Origin of the sequence: Rathayibacter tritici, from assembly GCF_002932875.1 — a bacterium.
Classification (GTDB): Bacteria; Actinomycetota; Actinomycetes; order Actinomycetales; family Microbacteriaceae; genus Rathayibacter; species Rathayibacter tritici.
The window spans coordinates 1-16,240 of the sequence record NZ_PSWS01000011.1 but is presented as its reverse complement, the minus strand read 5'-3'; the positions used below and the strand labels follow the sequence as shown (position 1 = coordinate 16,240).

Below are 16,240 nucleotides of genomic sequence, written 5' to 3'. Positions count from 1 at the left end.
ATGCCCGTTGCCGACATCCCCCTCACCACGATCGACGGCAGTACGTCGACGCTCGCCGACTACCCGCCCGTGCGGCTGATCGTGAACGTCGCCTCGCGCTGCGGCCTCGCTCCGCAGTACGAAAAGCTCGAGGCCCTGCAGAAGAGCTACGGGGAGCGCGGATTCACGGTTCTCGGCTTTCCGAGCAATCAGTTCCTGCAGGAGCTGAGCGACGAGGACAAGATCAAGGAGTACTGCTCGATGACCTGGGGAGTCACCTTCCCGATGTTCGAGAAGGTTCGCGTCAACGGCCGCTCGGCGCACCCGCTCTACGCGGAGCTCACCAAGACCGAGGACGAGAACGGCAAGGCCGGTCGGGTGAAGTGGAACTTCGAAAAGTTCCTGATCACCGCGGACGGCACCGTGCATCGGTTCCGCCCGACGGTGCAGCCGGATGACCCGCGGATCGTCGAGCTGATCGAGGCGTCGCTCCCCGCCTGATTCCTCCTCAGCGGTGGGCGTGCCTGCGCACCAGCACGAGGGCGACCGCCGCCCCGGCAACCACCACGGCCAGCACCACCACGTCCGGGACGGCGCTCGCCGCGTCGAGCGTCCGGCCCTCCAGCTCGACGGCAGCGGAGGCGCCCAGCCCGCCGCCGAGGCTCGCCGTCCCGTGGGTGACCAGCAGCAGCACTCCGAGCCCCACCGTGACCGCTCCGCCGATGAGCGCCGAGAGCGTGGTGCGCCAGCGCCCGAGCCGGATCTCGCGGGGCCGCACCAGGACCCGAACCGCCGGGAGGCGCGCCCAGAGCAGGCTCAGCACGAGCAGCGGGAACGCCATCCCGGCCGCAAAGACCAGCAGCGCGACTCCGCCCGCGAGCGCGTTGCCGCTCACCGCGGAGAACGTCAGTACCGTGCCCAGCGCCGGGCCGGCGCACACCCCCGCCAGCCCGTAGACGGTGCCGAGGGTGTAGACGCTGGCCGTCGACGTTCCGCCCGCAACGTGATGCGAGAAGAACGGCAGCGGGAGGCCGCTGAGCATCAGCAGGCCGAGGGCGATCACCACGAGCGCCGCGACGGTGATCACGACCTCCCGGTACTCCGCGACGAACGCACCGACCGTCCCTGCGAGCACGCCGAGCGGCACGAGCGTGGTGATCAGCCCGAGGTAGAACACCGCCGTCCTGCCCAGCACCGTCGAGGGAGCGGCGAAGGCGTAGGAGAAGAACGCCGGCAGCACCATCACCGAGCACGGGCTGAGCAGGGTGAGCAGCCCGCCGGCGAAGGCGCCGAGGAGTCCGAGGCCCACCGCTCAGGCGCCGGCGAGAGCGGCGTCGAGGAAGGCGCGGAAGCGCTCGATCGGCTGCGAACCCGAGAACGCGGTACCGGAGGCGGCGAAGAAGGGGACGCTCGTCGCACCGAGCCGCTGCGCCTCCACCGTGTCCTGCTGCACTGCGGCGAGGAGTGCGGGGTCGTCGAGGTCGGCCTCGAACCGGGCGAGATCGGGGACCTGCGCGTCGCGGGCGAACTCGAGCAGCTTCTCGCGCGGCAGATCCGGGTGGCCCGACTCCGGCGCGGCACGGAACACGGCATCGAGGTAGGCGGCGAACAGGCCCTGCCGTCCCGCGGCGCGCGCGGCGACGGAGGCCTGATCGGACTGCTCACCGAAGAACGCGACGTCGCGGAACTCGATCCGCACCTTGCCGGTGTCGACGTACTCCTGCACCAGCGTCGGCAGCGTCTCGCGGCCGAACTGGGCGCAGAAGGGGCAGCGCAGGTCGGTCCACTCGGTCAGGACGACCGGTGCGTCGAGCGCGCCGATCGCAGCCGGATCCGCGGCATCGCGACGCTCGATGCTCGGCCGCTGCGCGGCTGCTGCGGTGGGAGAGGGCGCGGCGAGCGGACCGGAGGTGGGGCCCGCCTGACCGAGCGCGACCACACCGAGGAACAGGGCCACGGCGATGAGCGCGACGAGGAGGATCCGGGTGCGACGCAACGTGGCCTGAAGGGCAATGACGGAGGGATGAGGTCTGCTCATCTCACTAGGCTAGCCAGCGACCGCCCCTACGCGCCTCCCGACGGTCGATCCACGCCACGGCGGTCAGCGGCGCAGTCCGAGGGTGGCTCGCGCGTCAGCGGGCTCGACGCCGTCGGGGCAGACGATGTCCGAGACGTCGAACGGGGTGGCCCGCGAGAAGGGGATCATCTCGATCCCCTCGACGTGGCGCAACAGCACGAGCCCGCCCTCGCCCTCTCGCAGGCTCCGGCGCACCTGGCGCAGGAAGATACGGGCCATGTCGAGCTCGACGATGAAGGAGTGGCCGCTCACGTCGATCCGGCAGCCGATGACGGTCGGGGAGCCGACGGACGCGGAGTCGGGCGCGCGGCGCGCCTCGATCGGCTGGTCCTTGCGAGTCATCCGCGCCGGGGTGAGAGCGAGCAGGCCGGTCGCTCGCGCGGTGTCCGTCATGGTCGTCTCCGTCCGTCGACGTCCGCCGATGGCTCCGGGGACGTCTTATTGACGGTACTTCGTACCCCCCGCGGAGGGGACGGGGTTGACGACTGCGCGACCGCGGAACTCAGGAGCCCTGGCGCTGCTCCTCGGGCTCCGGCAGAACCGAGAGCTCGCCGTGCATGCTGGCGAGGCTGAGCATCTGCTCGATCCACGCGCGATTGAGCTTGGGCTGGTGCGCCTCGGCGAAGCGGAAATGCAGCGGCACCGACGGGTGCAGCCAGACCGAGCTGCGGCCGTGGCCGGTGGAGGCATCCTCCATCCACGAGAGCGAGAAGGCTTCGTTGCGGCGCAGCTTCGAGAGGACGGCGACCTTCAGGTGCGCGAGGACGCGCTCCTCGAATTCGATCTCGAGGTTCTGCGGTCCGTAGATGAGCGTGGCCACGGGCCCCCTTCGTTCATCGGGCCGCCCCTGGCGGACGGCTCCTCGGCGACGGTATCCGCTCGATCCCTGCTGGGCGGAATCGGGCGAGGGACACGCCGGACCCCCAGTGACACTCCTGGAGGGGCCTATCCCTCCCGAGGGCACTGCGAGCCACTGTAGTCGAGGCGCATCGGCTGCGTCGACGCTCGGTCGCGGATCTCCGGCTCGCGGAAATACGTCGGGCAAGCTGAATCGGGGTGATTCCGCGAGCCGGGCGCTGTTCTGCGAGCCGAGGCCTCGGCGAGCCGCGGGCGCCTCGGTGAGCCAGCCCCGTCGCTCCCCGTCACGACCCGGTCGGCGCATCCCACCCCTCCTGCGGGGTCGCGCAGGTGCCGCGGAACACGTACTGCGACGGCAGCTTCCGCTGGTGCGAGGACCAGTCGATCGCGGGCCGCCGCTGCTCGGGAGGCAGATAGCCGAGCCGATACACCGCCATCAGCTCCAGCTGGTCGGGTACGGCGAGCAGAGACTCGATCCGCGCCCACGCCCCCGGCACCTCCATCGGGAACGAGACGAACTGGATCCCCATCCCCAGCTCGACCGAGCTGAGCCAGACGTTCTCCATCGCGGCGCCCATGCTGAACACCGAGTAGAAGGAGGAGAGTTCGCCCGGCCGGTACTCCGAGCGGTCGAGCATCACCCCGAGCAGAAGCGGCGAGCCCGCGACGAGCCGGCGGTTCTCCTCGCCGAGGGTCTGCGGGACGCGGAGGGAGTTCATCAGAAACTGGCCGCGCTTGGTGAAGACCTGCTTGGTGAAGGGCCGCAGCGGCGCGGGCAGCTTGTCGAACAGCATCCCGTCGCGCCGCTGCTCCATCTCCTCGCTGCTGAAGCGGAAGTAGGGCTTGTAGCGCTCGAAGAACGTGCCGTTGGACATCGCGGTGGTCATGCTCTCGCCGCTGATCGCCGCGATCCGGTCGATGGTCTCGCGCTCCTCGACGAGCACGAAACGCCACGGCTGGCTGTTCAGCTGCGAGGGTGCCCGTCCGGCCACCTCCATCAGGAGCTGCTGGTGCTCCTCGGAGACGGGTTCTGGCAGGAACGCGCCGTTGGTGGTCTTCCGGCGCCGGACGACATCGAGGAACTCCATGCCTCGATCCTGCCCCGGGTCGGCTGTGCGCGGGGGGAGGGGCGCCGTCCGGCATGCTCGTCGCCCACCTGCGAAGTTGCTCGTCCGACGATCTGGGCGTAGACCATCGTCCCGGCTCAGGAGAAGGGATCGATGATGAAGGAGGGGAAGAATGACCGGGATTGCCGGAATCGTGGGTCTTATGGCGAGCCTTGTCGCAGCCGTGTCCGCCGCTGCATGTCGAAGAGGGGGACAGGAGGAGCAAGCATGACTCATGGTGGCAAAGCGGTCCTTCTGCTGATCGGCGGACTGTTGCTCCCGCGCTCGTCCCGGGCGCAGGCGGTAGCATCGAGCGTCCTGTGCAGGCTCGAAGGAAGTGGTGGAACGGTGAAGACGAGGGTCATCTTCTACCTTCTCGGCGGTGTGTTCGTGCTCGGCGCGGGCATCAACTCAGTCGCGAGCACCGGCTTCTCGCTGCCGAACCTGCTGACCATGCTCTGCGGCGCCCTCATCCTCGCGATCGCCGGCTGGCAGGCGCTGCGCTCCTGGCGCGCCGACTCTGATCGCGAACCTCCGCGCTAGGGGCGGCCGAGCCCGACACAACGTCGGCTGTGAGTGGGTGTCATCCACGATGGTGGATGAGGAGGCGTCTCAGCCGACGTTGTGCTGCGGCCGGGTGCTGCCGCGCCGCTCCCGAGGCGTCCGAGCCCCACGCGAGCCGGCTCCCGCATCCGCAGCAGCGCGGCAACGAGAAACGGAGCCGCGGCTAGCGCAATCGCCGGGTGCCGCCGCCCGTGCGTCCCCGCGAAAGGGATCACGGCCAGCGGGACGGCCGCAGGCGCCAGCGCCGCCGCGGCAGATGGATCCGTTCGCCGCAGCGTCGCCCAGGCGAGGGCCGTGAGCGTCGACGTGCAGACGTAGAGTGCGTGGTGGATCCAGTGCCATCGGCCCGTGCGCAACGCACCGGTGGCGACGGCGGTGCCGAGGGCGCAATTGACGGAGTAGCTGACGGCCGCCGCGCGCAACAGCCGGGGACCCCCTGCGCTCACACTTCGCCCCGCGCAAGCAGCAGCCGGTAGGGCGCCGCGCGCTCGACCCGCCACCCCTCGGGCGCAACCGCGCGCAGCTCGGCAGTGGTGAAGCTGCGACGCACCGACAGCGAGCCGTCGTAATGCAGGAACGAGCCCGCCGCGATCGGCCGCGTCGCGAGGAGGTAGGCCGTGTAGGCGAGCCGTGAGCGTTCGATGTCGTTGTGCAGAGCCCGCGGAGCCAGCCGCTCGCTGTCGGCGAGGAGTGCGGCAAGTGCCTCCCGGGACAGGTGGTGCAGAACGTGGTTGGAGGTCACCAGGTCGAAGCGCTCGCCCTCGGCGACCAGGTCGGCACTGCTCGCGCGGCGGAACTCGACGCCGGGCGGCGCGGGCGTCGATGTGGCGAAGGCGTAGGCGCGCCCGTCCGGATCGACGGCGGTGATCGCCAGGCGCAGGCCGTCGTTGCGAGCCCAGCCCGCGAGGGAGCGGGCGACGTCGCCGCCTCCTGAGCCGACGTCGAGCAGCCGGAACGGCTCGTCGCGCCGCAGCAGCGGACGCAGGCGCGAGCGGTAGAGACCTCGCCAGCCCGAGACGAGCCGGTTCACCGTTCCGAAGCGGGCGTAGGTGGCGTCGAGGAGGGTCCGGTCGCAGTCCGGGTTGTCCATCAGCTCCTGCTCGGCGACCTCGCGCTGGCGAAGGTCCGGCGCGAGAGGCGCGCGCGGAGTCACTCCCCACCCCGCTTGGTCAGCAGCGCGAGCTCGACGGTGAGGCCGGGACCGAACGCCACAGCTCCGATCCGCTCGCCGTCCGCAGCTTCGCCGTGCAGGAGGCGCCGCAGGATGAAGAGGACCGTCGCGCTCGACATGTTGCCGTTCGCCCGCAACACCTCGCGCGACGGCGCCAGTTGCTCGTCGCTCAGGGCGAGCGAGGCCTGCACCTTGTCGAGGATGCTGCGCCCGCCGGGGTGGATCGCCCAGCGCTGCACGTCACTCCGCTCGATCTCGGCGCCGGTGAGCAGCGGGGCGACGGCCGCCTCGATGTTCGCGCCGATGATCGAGGGTACGTAGGTGCTCAGCCGCATCGTGAAGCCGTGGTCGCCGATCGTCCAGGCCATCTCGGTTTCGCCCTCATCGGTGAGCGTTGTGGCGAGCGCGTCGAGCTCGAGCACCGGAGTGCCGGGCGCGGCTTCGCGGGCGGTGACGACAACCGCCGCTCCGCCGTCGGCGAAGACGGAGGTGGCGACGATCTGCTCCGGGTCGTTCGAGCTGGTGAGGTGGATGGTGCAGAGCTCGACCGCGACGACGAGGACGACCGCCTCCGGATCGGCCTCGCAGAACTGACGGGCGGCGCGGAGCCCGGGGAAGGCTCCGTAGCAGCCCATGAAGCCGAGGTGGAAACGCTGGGTCGAGGGTGCGAGACCGAGCCGGCGGACCAGCTGGTAGTCGGGCCCCGGAGCATAGAAGCCGGTGCAGGAGACGGTCACCACGTGGGTGATGTCCTCGGCGGTCATCGACGCGGATTCGAGCGCGCGGCGGGCAGCCTCCGTGAAGAGTTCGGGAGCACGCTCGGTGTAGACGGCGTTGCGCGCCGCCGTCCCCGGGTCGAGCACCAGGCCGGCCGCGGCATCGTAGAACAGGCTCTCGCCCTCCCGCGGGACACGGTCGAGCTCGTCGATCACCGTGCTGCGGGTGTCGATCTCGGACGCGTCGAAGGCCGCGCCGATGAGGCGGGACCCGAGACGGGTCATCGCGGGCTGGGACGCGAAGAGGTCGCGCACCTCGGACTGGCGCAGGACCGTCGCCGGCACCGCCGTCTCGATGCTGCGGATGTGGACGCTCACCCTCTGGAACCTATCGCGGAATCCTGCGGGCGGGTGGTGCCCGGGAACGAGATCAGAGGATCGGCTTCCCGCCGGTGACGGCGATCGTCGACCCGCTGATGTAGCTCGCTTCGTCGGAGGCGAGGAGGACGTAGGCGGGAGCGACCTCGGCCGGCTGGCCGGGGCGGCCCAGCGGGACCTGCTCGCCGAACTCGGCGACCGCCTCCTGCGGCATCGTCGAGGGGATCAGCGGCGTCCAGATCGGGCCGGGCGCGACGGAATTGGCGCGGATGCCCTTCTCGCCGAGCGCCTGCGCGAACGAGGAGGTGAGGCTGAGGATCGCCGACTTCGTGGCGGCGTAGGGCAGCAGCTGGTAGGACGGCTGATCGGCCTGCACGGAGCTGGTCGCGATGATCGACGCGCCCTCCTTCAGGTGCGGGAGCGCCGCCTTCACCAGGTGGAAGTACGCGCTGATGTTGGTCGCGAGGGTGCGGTCCCACTCCTGGTCCGGGATCTCGGTGATGCTCTCGCGGCTCATCTGGAAGGCGGCATTGCTGACGAGCACCTCGAGGTGGCCGAAGCGCTCGACAGTCTCGGCAACGACGGAGCGGCAGTGCGCTGGGTCCTGCAGGTCGCCGGGGAGTAGCAGCGCCTTGCGGCCCGCCTCCCGGACCCAGGTCGCGGTGTCCTCGGCGTCGTCGTGCTCGTCGAGGTACGAGAGTGCGACGTCGGCGCCCTCGCGGGCGAACGCGATCGCGACGGCCTTGCCGATGCCGCTGTCGGCGCCCGTGATGAGGGCGACCTTGCCGCTGAGGCGGCCGGTGCCGGTGTAGCTCGTCTCGCCGTGGTCGGCCTTCGGCGTCAGCTCGGCCTCGGTGCCGGGCGGTGTCTGCTCGGGGGACTCCGGAGTCATAACTCTCCCTCTCGTGTCGTCGGTGACTGCATACAAGCGGCTGGGAGAGCAAGGGCGCAGGGGGTTGACGGGCCGAGGCGCCGCCCAGCCGTCAAGCCCGCGACACCGAACGATGCCCGGGTCTTGACTGATCGTGTCGCCCCGCTCCGGGGCGCTCGGCCAGGAGGTTCGACATGAGCACGACAGACAGGGATCCGGCTGACGGCGGTCTGCCGCGGCGAGCAGAGGGCTCGGCGGCGGGCGGCGCGGCGCGCGTCGACTCGGCGGGGAGCGCGGAGGGGGTCGCCGGAGCCGACCGCTCCGGGACTCCGGACCGCGGCGGCTCCGACTCCGCCCACTCGCCCGAGCACCGCGCGCCCGTCGACCCCGACTCCGCCGAGGCGAAGCACGCCCGCGCCGCCGCCCGCAAGGACATCCACCAGCGCGAGCGCGACCGCTTCGGCGGCTTCAAGATCGGCTGCGCCTTCTTCGGCTGGCTCGCCGCTACTGGGCTCGCGGTCCTCCTGACCGCTCTCGTCACCGCGATCGGCGCCGCCGTTGTCGGGACGCAGGACGTCACCGCAGATCTCGCGGCCGACCCCGCCGCGTTCGGCTGGGCCGGCGCGATCGCGCTACTGGTGATCCTCCTCGTGGCCTACTACTGCGGCGGTTATGTCGCCGGTCGGATGGCCCGCTTCAGTGGAGCGAAGCAGGGCGTCGGAGTGTGGGCGTGGGCGGTCGTCGTCGCGATTGTGGTCGGCATCGTCTCGGCGATCACTGGTGGGAGCCAGGCGCTCTCCGCAATCAGCGGTTTCCCGACCATCCCGCTCGACGCGGGCGATGCCACCGTCGCGGCCGTCGTCACAGCACTCGCCGCCCTGATCGTCGCCCTCGTCGGCGCCGTGCTCGGAGGCCTCGCCGGGATGCGCTTCCACCGCCGCGTCGACCGCGAGGGCCTCTCCGGCCTCGCCGTCTGACCCGCCTCCCTTCCCTCCGCGAGAGGCCACTCGGGTACGCTCCGCCCGGCGTGTCGCTTACCTCAGTGGCATCTCGCGGAAGGGGAGGGGGTGAGCTTCCTCGCCCGCCAGTTGTGACGTTGTTCTGTGCGCGTGCGGCACGATGGGGCGATGAGCAGCACCGACCGGCCCGTCGTCGTCCTCGCTGGAGCGAGCGGATTCCTCGGGACCGACCTCGCGCGCCGATTCACGGCCGACGGCTGGACGGTGCAGCGGATCGGCCGCTCCGGTCCTGATGCGCGCTGGGGCGACACCGTCGGCATCACCCATGTCCTCGACGGCGCTCGGCTTCTGATCAATCTCGCCGGCAAGAGCGTCGACTGCCGTTACACAGCGGCGAACCGCGCCGAAATTCTCCGCTCTCGGGTAGCGACCACCGCCGAGCTGCACCGCGCGGTCGCCGCCGCGCCGACGCCTCCGCCAGTCTGGATGAACGCGAGCACCGCCACGATCTACCGGCACGAGGAGGAACGGGCGAACACCGAGGGCGAGGGCGTGCTCGGCGAGGGCTTCTCGGTCGACGTCGCACGCGCCTGGGAGTCGGAGTTCTTCGCGGGCGAGACACCCGGCGTCCGGCGCCTCGCGCTGCGGATGACCATTGTGCTCGGCGACGGACCGGCGACGGCGATTCTGCTGCGGCTGGCGCGGCTCGGGCTCGGCGGTCCGCAGTTCGACGGGCCGTGGCCCTCGACGCGCGCCCGCCGCGAGGCCGGAGTGCACCACGAGTACCGGCGCACCCTCGGACGTCAGCGCTTCAGCTGGATCCATGTCGAGGACGTGTACCGGGCGGTCCGCTTCCTCGAGGCCTCCGATGTGGAGGGGCCAGTGAATCTCGCGTCTCCGAACCCGAGCGACAACACCGAGCTTTCGCGACTGCTCCGGTCCGCGGTCGGCCGCCGGATCGGCGTGCCCGCGCCCCGCTTCGTCCTCGAGCCCGCGACCTTCTTCCTCCGCACCGAGCCTGAGCTACTGCTGAAGAGCCGCTGGGTCGTCCCCGCCCGCTTGGAAGACGCAGGCTTCCGTTTCGCTCACCCCCACCTCGCCGAGGCCCTCCGTGCCCTGGTTCGACCGTCATAACGAAGGCTCACGCCTCTGAATCCCACGTTTGTGGCCCGTCGGCCCGTCTCCGCCTTCGTTATGCAGGCCCTCCGCCCGCAATCGAGGCCGGCACCGCTCTGTGGTCGCGCTACTGCGCGACCCTCAGAGCGATGTCGCTCCGGTAGATCCCGCCGTCGAGGTGGATCAGGTCCAGCGCGCGGTAGGCCCGCTCCCGGGCCTGCGCGAAGTCAGCGCCCCGAGCCACCACGTTCAGCACCCGGCCGCCGGTCGCAACGAAGCGGCCGTCGACCAGCTGGGTCGCCGCGTGGGCGATGGTGACGCCGGGGACCTCCGCTGCCGCGCCCAGCCCGGTGATGGCGCGCCCGGTGACCGCGTTCTCGGGGTAGCCCTCGCTCGCGAGTACAACGGTGACGGCGACCTCGTCGGTGAACGCGGGCCACGGGACGGAGGCGAGGGCGCCGGTGGCGGCCGCGTGCAGGAGCGCCGACAGCGGCGAGGCGAGACGGGGGAGGACGACCTGGGTCTCGGGGTCGCCGAACCGGGCGTTGAACTCGATCACGCGCAGGCCCGCGTCAGTGACGATGAGGCCGCAGTAGAGGAGTCCCACGAAGGGGGTGCGCTCGCGCTGGAGCTGGCGGATGGTCGGGATGGCGACCGTGTTGATCACCTCGTCGACGAAGGCGCGCTCGCTCTCCCAGCGATCGGCGAGCCAGGGCAGCGGCGAATAGGCGCCCATGCCGCCGGTGTTCGGGCCTTCGTCGCCGTCGCCGAGTCGCTTGAAGTCCTGGGCGGGCGACAGGGGGACGACGTCGTGACCGTCGGAGAGGAGGAAGAGCGAGACCTCCTGGCCGACGAGGAACTCCTCGATCAGGACGTCGCCGGACTGCAGCCAGAACTCGGCGTGCGCGATCGCCGCGCTGCGCGACTGCGTCACCAGGACGCCCTTGCCCGCGGCGAGACCGTCGGCCTTCACGACCGAGGGGAGTCCGTACTCGTCGATCACGCGGACGGCGTCGACCAGGGTCGAGACGCGGGTGGCGCGGCCGGTGGGGACGCGGGCCATGTCCATCACGCGCTTAGCGAAGGTCTTCGAGCCTTCGAGGGCGGCGGCGGCCCGGTCGGGTCCGAAGGTCGGGATGCGGCGGCGGCGGAGGGCGTCGGCGACCCCCGCGACCAGGGGTGCCTCCGGGCCGATCACGACGAGTTCGACCCCTTGCTCGACGGCGAAGTCGGTGACGAGGCGGGGGCTGTTCGTATCGAAGTGGATGACCTCGACATCCCGCGCGATGCCGGCATTGCCGGGCGCGGCGATGATCTCGTGGCTCTCCTCCTCCGCGAGGAGGGCCGTGATGATGGCGTGCTCGCGGGCACCGGAACCGAGGACGAGGATCTTCACCCTGACAGGATAGAGCGCCCCGCCCCGCCGCCGGCCCCAGCCTCATCCCCCTCCGCGAGATGCCACTTGTGACGACGACACGCCGAGGAGCGGCGTCACAAGTGGCATCTCGCGGGGAGCAGCGGGCGGGGAGCGGGGGCGGGAGGATGAGTGCATGGCCAAGGGCAGGATCGACGAGGCGAGCGGGCAGTCCGCGGTGCGGGCGGCGCTCGCGGGCGCAGCGGATCGGACCACGACGGCGACCGCGGTGCGCTTCCTTCTGCAGATCATCGAGACGAACGTCCCCGGGCGCAGCGTCGAGGTGCGGGTGCCGCCGTTCGGCGCCGCGCAGTGCGTGGAGGGCCCGGGTCACAGCCGCGGTACTCCGCCGAATGTGATCGAGATGGATGCCGCGACCTGGCTGCCGCTCGCGACCGGCTCCCTCCCGTGGGGTGAGGGCCTGGCGAGCGGACGGATCCACGCGTCCGGTGTGCGCGCGGACCTCGCCCCGTTCCTCCCGATCCTGAGGGTGGACGACACGGCTGCGCCTTAACTTCTCGTAAACGCACCGGCGATCCCTCTTCGGGGAGTTTGACCTGAGGTCCGGCGTCAGGTTGTCTGGGAATAACCCCCTCACGCGGCACGAATCCGCCCCGGATCCACCGCTCGATGCTTGGAGCCCTCTTTACGATGCGCAGTACTTCCCCGGGCCGACGCGGCCTCTTCCGACTCCTCTCCGCGACCGCCGTCGGCGCCGTCGCCGGAGCGGCCCTGCTCGGCGCCACGCCCGCCCTGGCCGCCGAGGGCGATGTCGCCATCGACATCCTCTCGATCAACGACTTTCACGGGCGGCTCGCCGCCGACCGTTCCGTTGCGGGAGCCGCGGTGCTCGCCGGCGCCGTCGACTCGTACCGCGCCAGCAACCCGAACACGCTGTTCGTCTCGGCCGGCGACAACATCGGCGCGTCGACGTTCCTCTCGAAGGTGCAAAACGACATCCCCACCCTCGACTCGCTCAACGCGATGGGCCTGGACGTCAGCACGTTCGGTAACCACGAGTTCGACCAGGGCCGCGACGACGTCGACGGTCGCGTCGTCGACGCCTCGGCGTTCCCCTACGTGAACGCGAACCTCTACGACACGGCGACCGGCGAGCGCGCCTATTCCCCGTACGTGATCACCGAGCAGGAGGGCGTGTCCGTCGCCTTCATCGGCGCCATCACCGAGGACCTCGGCAAGCTGGTCAGCCCGGCCGAGATCTCGACGCTCTCGGTCGAGCCGATCGCCGAGAACGTCAACGAGGTCGCCGCGCAGCTTCAGGACGGCGACGCCGCGAACGACGAGGCCGACGTGGTCGTCCTGCTCCTGCACGAGGGAGCCGACGCCGACGCTGCTGACCTGAACACGCCGGAGGCGGACCCGAAGTTCGGTGCGATCGTCACCGCCGTCGCCCCGAACGTGGACGCGATCGTCTCAGGCCACAGCCACCAGGAGTACAACGCGGCCATCGACGCAGGCCGGGCCTTCCCGACGGTGGTGTCGCAGACCGGCAGCTACGCCGAGAACATCGGTCACATGTCCCTCACCGTCGACCCCGCGACGAAGCAGCTCACCTCGCTCACCAGCGAGGTCGTGCCGCTCACGAAGGTCGTCGACGATCCGACCTCGGATGACCCGGCTAAGACGATCACCGTCGGCGCCTTCACGACCGACCCCGCGATCGAAGCGATCGTCGCCGACGCTCAGGCCGTCGCCGTCCGCGAGGGCAGCGTGAAGGTCGGCAGCATCAGCGAGGACATCTCGCGCGCCTACCGCCCGGACGGAACCACGACCAACCGCGGCTCGGAGTCGACCCTGGGCAACCTGGTCTCGGACGCGCAGCTCTGGGCGACCCGCGAGCTCGGCACGCAGATCGCCTTCTCGAACGCTGGCGGGCTGCGCGACGACCTTTCCTACACGGCGACCCCGGGCCAGCCCGGCGACGCGGACGGAGTGGTCACCTACGCCGAGGCCTCCGACGCGCAGCCCTTCGCCAACACCCTGGTGACGCTGCAGCTGACCGGCGCGCAGATCGCGGAGCTCCTCGAGGAGCAGTGGGTCGGCAGCTCCAGCCACCCGCAGCTGAACCTCTCCACCTCGAAGGATCTCACCTACGTCTTCGACGCAGCGGCGCCCGAGGGCTCGCGCATCTCGCAGGTGTTCTTCCAGAAGGAGCCGATCGACCCGGCCGCGACGTTCACGATCGTGACCAGCAGCTTCCTCGCGAGCGGCGGCGACGGCTTCAGCACCTTCACCGAGGGCACCGGCACGGCCGACTCCGGCCGCATCGACCTGGACGCCTTCGTCGGCTACATCCAGAACCTCGGCACCGTCAGCCCTGACCCCGTGCAGCGCACGATCGGCCTCACGGACACCGTGCCGGACTCGGGCGAGTACGCGGTCGGCGACACCATGACCGTCGACCTCTCCTCGCTCCTGTTCAGCACCGGAGCCGCGGCCGACACCACCGTGACCGCGAGCGTCGACGGCATCGTCGTCGGCACCGCGACGATCGACCCGACCCGGGCCGTCACCGACGACTCGACCGGTCGCGCCTCGTTCTCCGTCCCGATCGAGGAGAGCCTGGCGGGCGGCGCGCACACCGCGACGTTCGCGCTCGACAGCACGGGAACCGAGGTCAGCCTCGGCTTCGCCGTCGCGGCCGGAGCCGGCACCCCGACTCCCGGACCGACCACGGAGCCGACGACCGCGCCGCCCGGCACGGGCACCCTGCCAGCCCCTGCTCCCGTCGCTGGTTCGCACCACCTCGCGGAGACCGGAGTGGACGCGACTCCTGCGTTCGTCGCCGGGATCGCCGCGCTGCTGCTCGGGCTGGGCATGACGGTCGCGCGCCTGCGCCGCCGCACCGCCTCGAAGTAGTCGCACGACCCGGACGACGGGCCCTCGACGTCGGTCGGGGGCCCGTCGTCGTGTGCGGGAGCCCGGCACGGCCGCGCCCTCCGCACACGCGAGAACGCCGCCTCCCTCAGGGGAGACGGCGTTCGAACGCGATGAGGTGCTGTCGCAGCGGCGGGGCTCAGCGTTGCGCGGGGACCTGACGGTAGCCGTCGCGGCTGGCGACGAGCACCGTCGACACCGTGCCCCATGCGGCGAGGCCACTGAGGACGACGAGGAGTGCGATGCTCATGAGTGTTCTGCCTTTCGTTGCGGCGGCTTCTGATCCATCCGCCGGGTTGCTGGGTATAACGTCCATTCTCCGGCGACGTGTTCCTTAGAACAATCGACGAGTTCTTGCCCTGACGTGTAGTTTTTCTACCGTGTAGTGTCTCCTCATGGACGTGCGACGGATGGAACTGCTCCGCGAGCTCTCGATGCGCCGCTCGATCACCGCGGTAGCGGAGGCGACGCACCGCACCCCCTCCGCGGTCTCGCAGCAGCTCAAAGTGCTTGAGCGCGAGGCCGGTGTGCCGCTGATCGAGCGCTCCGGCCGGGGCGTCGTGCTCACGGCGGCGGGACGGGAGCTCGCGCGCAGCGCCACCGAGATTGCGATCGCGCTCGAGCGGGCCGACGCGGTCTGGCAGACATTCACGAACAACCCGATCGGCGAGGTCACGATCGCGACGTTCCCGACGGCGGGCCAGATGCTCCTCCCGAATGCGCTGGTCGCGCTGCGCAGCGTCGAGGGGCTGGTCGTGCAGTGCGAGGACGCCGACCCCGGCACCGACGAGTTCGCCGACCTGACCGCCGACGTCGACATCGTGCTCGCGCACTCGCCCACTGGACGCAGCGCCTGGGCCGGCCGCGGTCTCGCGATGGCCGAGCTGATGATCGAGCCGCTCGATATCGGGCTCCCCGCGGGCCACCGCCTCGCCGACCGCGCGACGGTCACCGCGGCCGACCTCGTCGGCGAGACCTGGATCGGCGTCCCCGACGGGTTCCCGTTCGAGCGGGTGATGCAGGACATCGAGACCGCGTCGGGTGAGGCGGTGCGGGTGGAGCAGCGCTTCGCGTCGACCCGAGTGACGGAGGCATTCGTCGCGGCGGGCCTGGGTATCGCGGTGCTGCCGCGGTACACGGCGGGCGGCGCCGGAGTGGTGGTGAAGCCCCTCCGCGGGGTGAACTCGGTGCGACACATCGTGGCGCTGATGCGGCCGGACCGGGCGGAGCGGCTCTCGGTCCGCACTGTCGTCCGCGAGCTGCGCGCGCAGGCCGGCCGGCTCGTGCACGCGCTCTGAGCGATCACGGTGCCGTGCCGTCTCCGACGCGGGAGAGAATGGACGCATGAGCGATCCCGCCGGCCCCGAGGTCACCCGCGAAGAGGTCGACGTCCGCCGCTCCCCGCGCGTCTGGCGCATCCTGGCCCTCGGCGTCGGTCTCGGAGCGATTGCGGCCTTCGTGCTGAGCTTCGCGCTGCCCGAGACGCAGGGCTTCTCGCGCGGGCAGGTCTTCGGATTCAGTCTGTTGCTCTTCGTGACGGTGTTCGGGGCCCTGGCCGGGCTCGTCGTGGTGCTGCTCGACCGGGTCGTCGGCCGCACGGTCGTCCGGAGGACCGCCGAACGAATCATCGAGCGCGAGGAGCGCGAAGCGGATCAGGTCGAGGTCGAGCCCCCCGTCGATGAGGGCGACGAGCCGACCGCCATCGAGCGGACCTAGCCCGCAGTCGCCCGACCTGTGTCGCCTCGGTTCACTCTCGCGAACGAGATCGGAGCGTCAGCGTCGCCGACGCGACGAGGAGCGGCGGCTGCCGGCGCTGGTCGTCGGGCGCTTGGCCGCGGCGCGCTTGGCTTTCTGCGCCGTCGAGATCCGCTTGGCGATGAAAGTGAGCAGGAACGGCAGGATTCGGTAGATCACGGGGTCTCCTCGGGTGAGTGCGCGCGGGGCCGCGCACGTTCCGATCATGGAGCGGCCAGTCGATCCGTGGGACCCGTTGCGCCGCGGAGTGCGCTGTGCAGAGCTTCCGCGGGAAGCGCCTCAGCTCAGCTGCGTGCGCTCCACCCAGTCGAGGTACTCCGGTGTGACGGTGCCGGTGATGTACTCGCCCGTGAAGCAGCTGGTCTCGAGGTCGGTGAC

At 70.9% G+C, this 16,240-nt stretch carries 18 protein-coding genes; 8 read left to right on the top strand and 10 right to left on the bottom strand.

All coding sequences use genetic code 11. The annotated features are described in order from the left end of the window. Positions 1-480, top strand: a complete 480-nt coding sequence (locus C5D07_RS02115) for a glutathione peroxidase (RefSeq protein WP_104258560.1) — start codon at positions 1-3, stop codon at positions 478-480. 7 nt (positions 481-487) lie between these two features. On the opposite strand, the gene C5D07_RS02110 is transcribed toward C5D07_RS02115, so the two are convergent. The 5 genes from C5D07_RS02110 to C5D07_RS02090 form a co-directional block, all read right to left on the bottom strand. Continuing rightward, a complete protein-coding gene (locus C5D07_RS02110) occupies positions 488-1,288 on the bottom strand; it encodes a cytochrome c biogenesis CcdA family protein (protein ID WP_104258559.1) in 801 nt (266 codons plus the stop codon). Positions 1,289-1,291: 3 nt separating this feature from the next. Further along, positions 1,292-2,017 carry a DsbA family protein gene (locus tag C5D07_RS02105; RefSeq protein WP_068255973.1) on the bottom strand — a complete coding sequence of 242 codons (726 nt, stop codon included), beginning with the start codon at positions 2,015-2,017 and terminating at the stop codon, positions 1,292-1,294. Positions 2,018-2,080: 63 nt separating this feature from the next. Continuing rightward, positions 2,081-2,449, bottom strand: coding sequence for a hypothetical protein (locus tag C5D07_RS02100; RefSeq protein WP_104258558.1), 369 nt, complete (start codon positions 2,447-2,449; stop codon positions 2,081-2,083). A 109-nt stretch (positions 2,450-2,558) separates the two neighbouring features. Then, positions 2,559-2,876 (bottom strand): DUF7882 family protein, encoded by a 318-nt coding sequence (locus tag C5D07_RS02095; RefSeq protein WP_068255967.1) that lies wholly within the window; start codon positions 2,874-2,876, stop codon positions 2,559-2,561. A gap of 322 nt (positions 2,877-3,198) precedes the next feature. Then, the gene (locus C5D07_RS02090; protein WP_104258557.1) at positions 3,199-4,002 is read right to left on the bottom strand and encodes a nitroreductase family protein; all 804 of its coding nucleotides are present in this window, start codon (positions 4,000-4,002) and stop codon (positions 3,199-3,201) included. A 246-nt stretch (positions 4,003-4,248) separates the two neighbouring features. Between C5D07_RS02090 and C5D07_RS15165 the strand changes: the two genes are divergently transcribed. Beyond that, positions 4,249-4,563: a hypothetical protein gene (locus C5D07_RS15165; RefSeq protein WP_146076748.1), complete on the top strand. Its 315-nt coding sequence runs from the start codon at positions 4,249-4,251 to the stop codon at positions 4,561-4,563. 463 nt (positions 4,564-5,026) lie between these two features. On the opposite strand, the gene C5D07_RS02075 is transcribed toward C5D07_RS15165, so the two are convergent. Genes C5D07_RS02075 through C5D07_RS02065 form a run of 3 tightly spaced genes read right to left on the bottom strand, consistent with a single transcriptional unit; the run spans position 5,027 to position 7,741 of the window. After that, positions 5,027-5,737, bottom strand: coding sequence for a methyltransferase domain-containing protein (locus tag C5D07_RS02075; protein ID WP_237358195.1), 711 nt, complete (start codon positions 5,735-5,737; stop codon positions 5,027-5,029). Further along, on the bottom strand, positions 5,734-6,849 hold the full coding sequence (locus tag C5D07_RS02070) for a type III polyketide synthase (protein ID WP_068255961.1): 1,116 nt from the start codon (positions 6,847-6,849) through the stop codon (positions 5,734-5,736). The genes C5D07_RS02075 and C5D07_RS02070 overlap by 4 nt, the downstream gene beginning before the upstream one ends. 52 nt (positions 6,850-6,901) lie before the next feature. Beyond that, positions 6,902-7,741, bottom strand: coding sequence for an SDR family oxidoreductase (locus C5D07_RS02065; RefSeq protein WP_068255960.1), 840 nt, complete (start codon positions 7,739-7,741; stop codon positions 6,902-6,904). A 173-nt stretch (positions 7,742-7,914) separates the two neighbouring features. Between C5D07_RS02065 and C5D07_RS02060 the strand changes: the two genes are divergently transcribed. Both C5D07_RS02060 and C5D07_RS02055 read left to right on the top strand, forming a co-directional pair. Then, positions 7,915-8,697: a hypothetical protein gene (locus tag C5D07_RS02060; protein ID WP_068255959.1), complete on the top strand. Its 783-nt coding sequence runs from the start codon at positions 7,915-7,917 to the stop codon at positions 8,695-8,697. A 150-nt stretch (positions 8,698-8,847) separates the two neighbouring features. Beyond that, positions 8,848-9,813, top strand: coding sequence for an epimerase (locus C5D07_RS02055; RefSeq protein WP_068255958.1), 966 nt, complete (start codon positions 8,848-8,850; stop codon positions 9,811-9,813). Between the two features lie 109 nt (positions 9,814-9,922). On the opposite strand, the gene purD is transcribed toward C5D07_RS02055, so the two are convergent. Next, positions 9,923-11,191 (bottom strand): phosphoribosylamine--glycine ligase, encoded by a 1,269-nt coding sequence (purD, locus tag C5D07_RS02050; protein WP_068255957.1) that lies wholly within the window; start codon positions 11,189-11,191, stop codon positions 9,923-9,925. 154 nt (positions 11,192-11,345) lie between these two features. On the opposite strand from purD, the gene C5D07_RS02045 reads away from it, so the two are divergent. The 4 genes from C5D07_RS02045 to C5D07_RS02030 all read left to right on the top strand — a co-directional run bounded on the left by C5D07_RS02045 (position 11,346) and on the right by C5D07_RS02030 (position 15,823). Then, complete coding sequence (locus C5D07_RS02045) at positions 11,346-11,723, top strand: sterol carrier family protein (protein ID WP_068255956.1); 378 nt, start codon at positions 11,346-11,348, stop codon at positions 11,721-11,723. 137 nt (positions 11,724-11,860) lie between these two features. Continuing rightward, positions 11,861-14,089, top strand: coding sequence for a bifunctional metallophosphatase/5'-nucleotidase (locus C5D07_RS02040; RefSeq protein ID WP_170063490.1), 2,229 nt, complete (start codon positions 11,861-11,863; stop codon positions 14,087-14,089). A gap of 413 nt (positions 14,090-14,502) precedes the next feature. Beyond that, a complete protein-coding gene (locus C5D07_RS02035; protein ID WP_068255951.1) occupies positions 14,503-15,405 on the top strand; it encodes a LysR family transcriptional regulator in 903 nt (300 codons plus the stop codon). Positions 15,406-15,451: 46 nt separating this feature from the next. Then, positions 15,452-15,823, top strand: a complete 372-nt coding sequence (locus C5D07_RS02030) for a hypothetical protein (protein ID WP_068255950.1) — start codon at positions 15,452-15,454, stop codon at positions 15,821-15,823. Between the two features lie 57 nt (positions 15,824-15,880). Here C5D07_RS02030 and C5D07_RS15610 read toward each other — a convergent pair whose 3' ends face one another. Further along, the gene (locus C5D07_RS15610) at positions 15,881-16,021 is read right to left on the bottom strand and encodes a hypothetical protein (protein ID WP_157593822.1); all 141 of its coding nucleotides are present in this window, start codon (positions 16,019-16,021) and stop codon (positions 15,881-15,883) included. Positions 16,022-16,240 lie beyond the last annotated feature (219 nt).

Bases quoted from the DNA above. Each gene is read 5' to 3' on its own strand.
- C5D07_RS02115 (WP_104258560.1), top strand. From the start codon at position 1: ATGCCCGTTGCCGACATCCCCCTCACCACGATCGACGGCAGTACGTCG.
- C5D07_RS02105 (WP_068255973.1), bottom strand. From the start codon at position 2,017: ATGAGCAGACCTCATCCCTCCGTCATTGCCCTTCAGGCCACGTTGCGT.
- C5D07_RS02100 (WP_104258558.1), bottom strand. From the start codon at position 2,449: ATGACGGACACCGCGCGAGCGACCGGCCTGCTCGCTCTCACCCCGGCG.
- C5D07_RS02090 (WP_104258557.1), bottom strand. From the start codon at position 4,002: ATGGAGTTCCTCGATGTCGTCCGGCGCCGGAAGACCACCAACGGCGCG.
- C5D07_RS15165 (WP_146076748.1), top strand. From the start codon at position 4,249: ATGACTCATGGTGGCAAAGCGGTCCTTCTGCTGATCGGCGGACTGTTG.
- C5D07_RS02065 (WP_068255960.1), bottom strand. From the start codon at position 7,741: ATGACTCCGGAGTCCCCCGAGCAGACACCGCCCGGCACCGAGGCCGAG.
- C5D07_RS02060 (WP_068255959.1), top strand. From the start codon at position 7,915: ATGAGCACGACAGACAGGGATCCGGCTGACGGCGGTCTGCCGCGGCGA.
- C5D07_RS02055 (WP_068255958.1), top strand. From the start codon at position 8,848: ATGAGCAGCACCGACCGGCCCGTCGTCGTCCTCGCTGGAGCGAGCGGA.
- C5D07_RS02045 (WP_068255956.1), top strand. From the start codon at position 11,346: ATGGCCAAGGGCAGGATCGACGAGGCGAGCGGGCAGTCCGCGGTGCGG.
- C5D07_RS02040 (WP_170063490.1), top strand. From the start codon at position 11,861: ATGCGCAGTACTTCCCCGGGCCGACGCGGCCTCTTCCGACTCCTCTCC.
- C5D07_RS02035 (WP_068255951.1), top strand. From the start codon at position 14,503: ATGGACGTGCGACGGATGGAACTGCTCCGCGAGCTCTCGATGCGCCGC.
- C5D07_RS02030 (WP_068255950.1), top strand. From the start codon at position 15,452: ATGAGCGATCCCGCCGGCCCCGAGGTCACCCGCGAAGAGGTCGACGTC.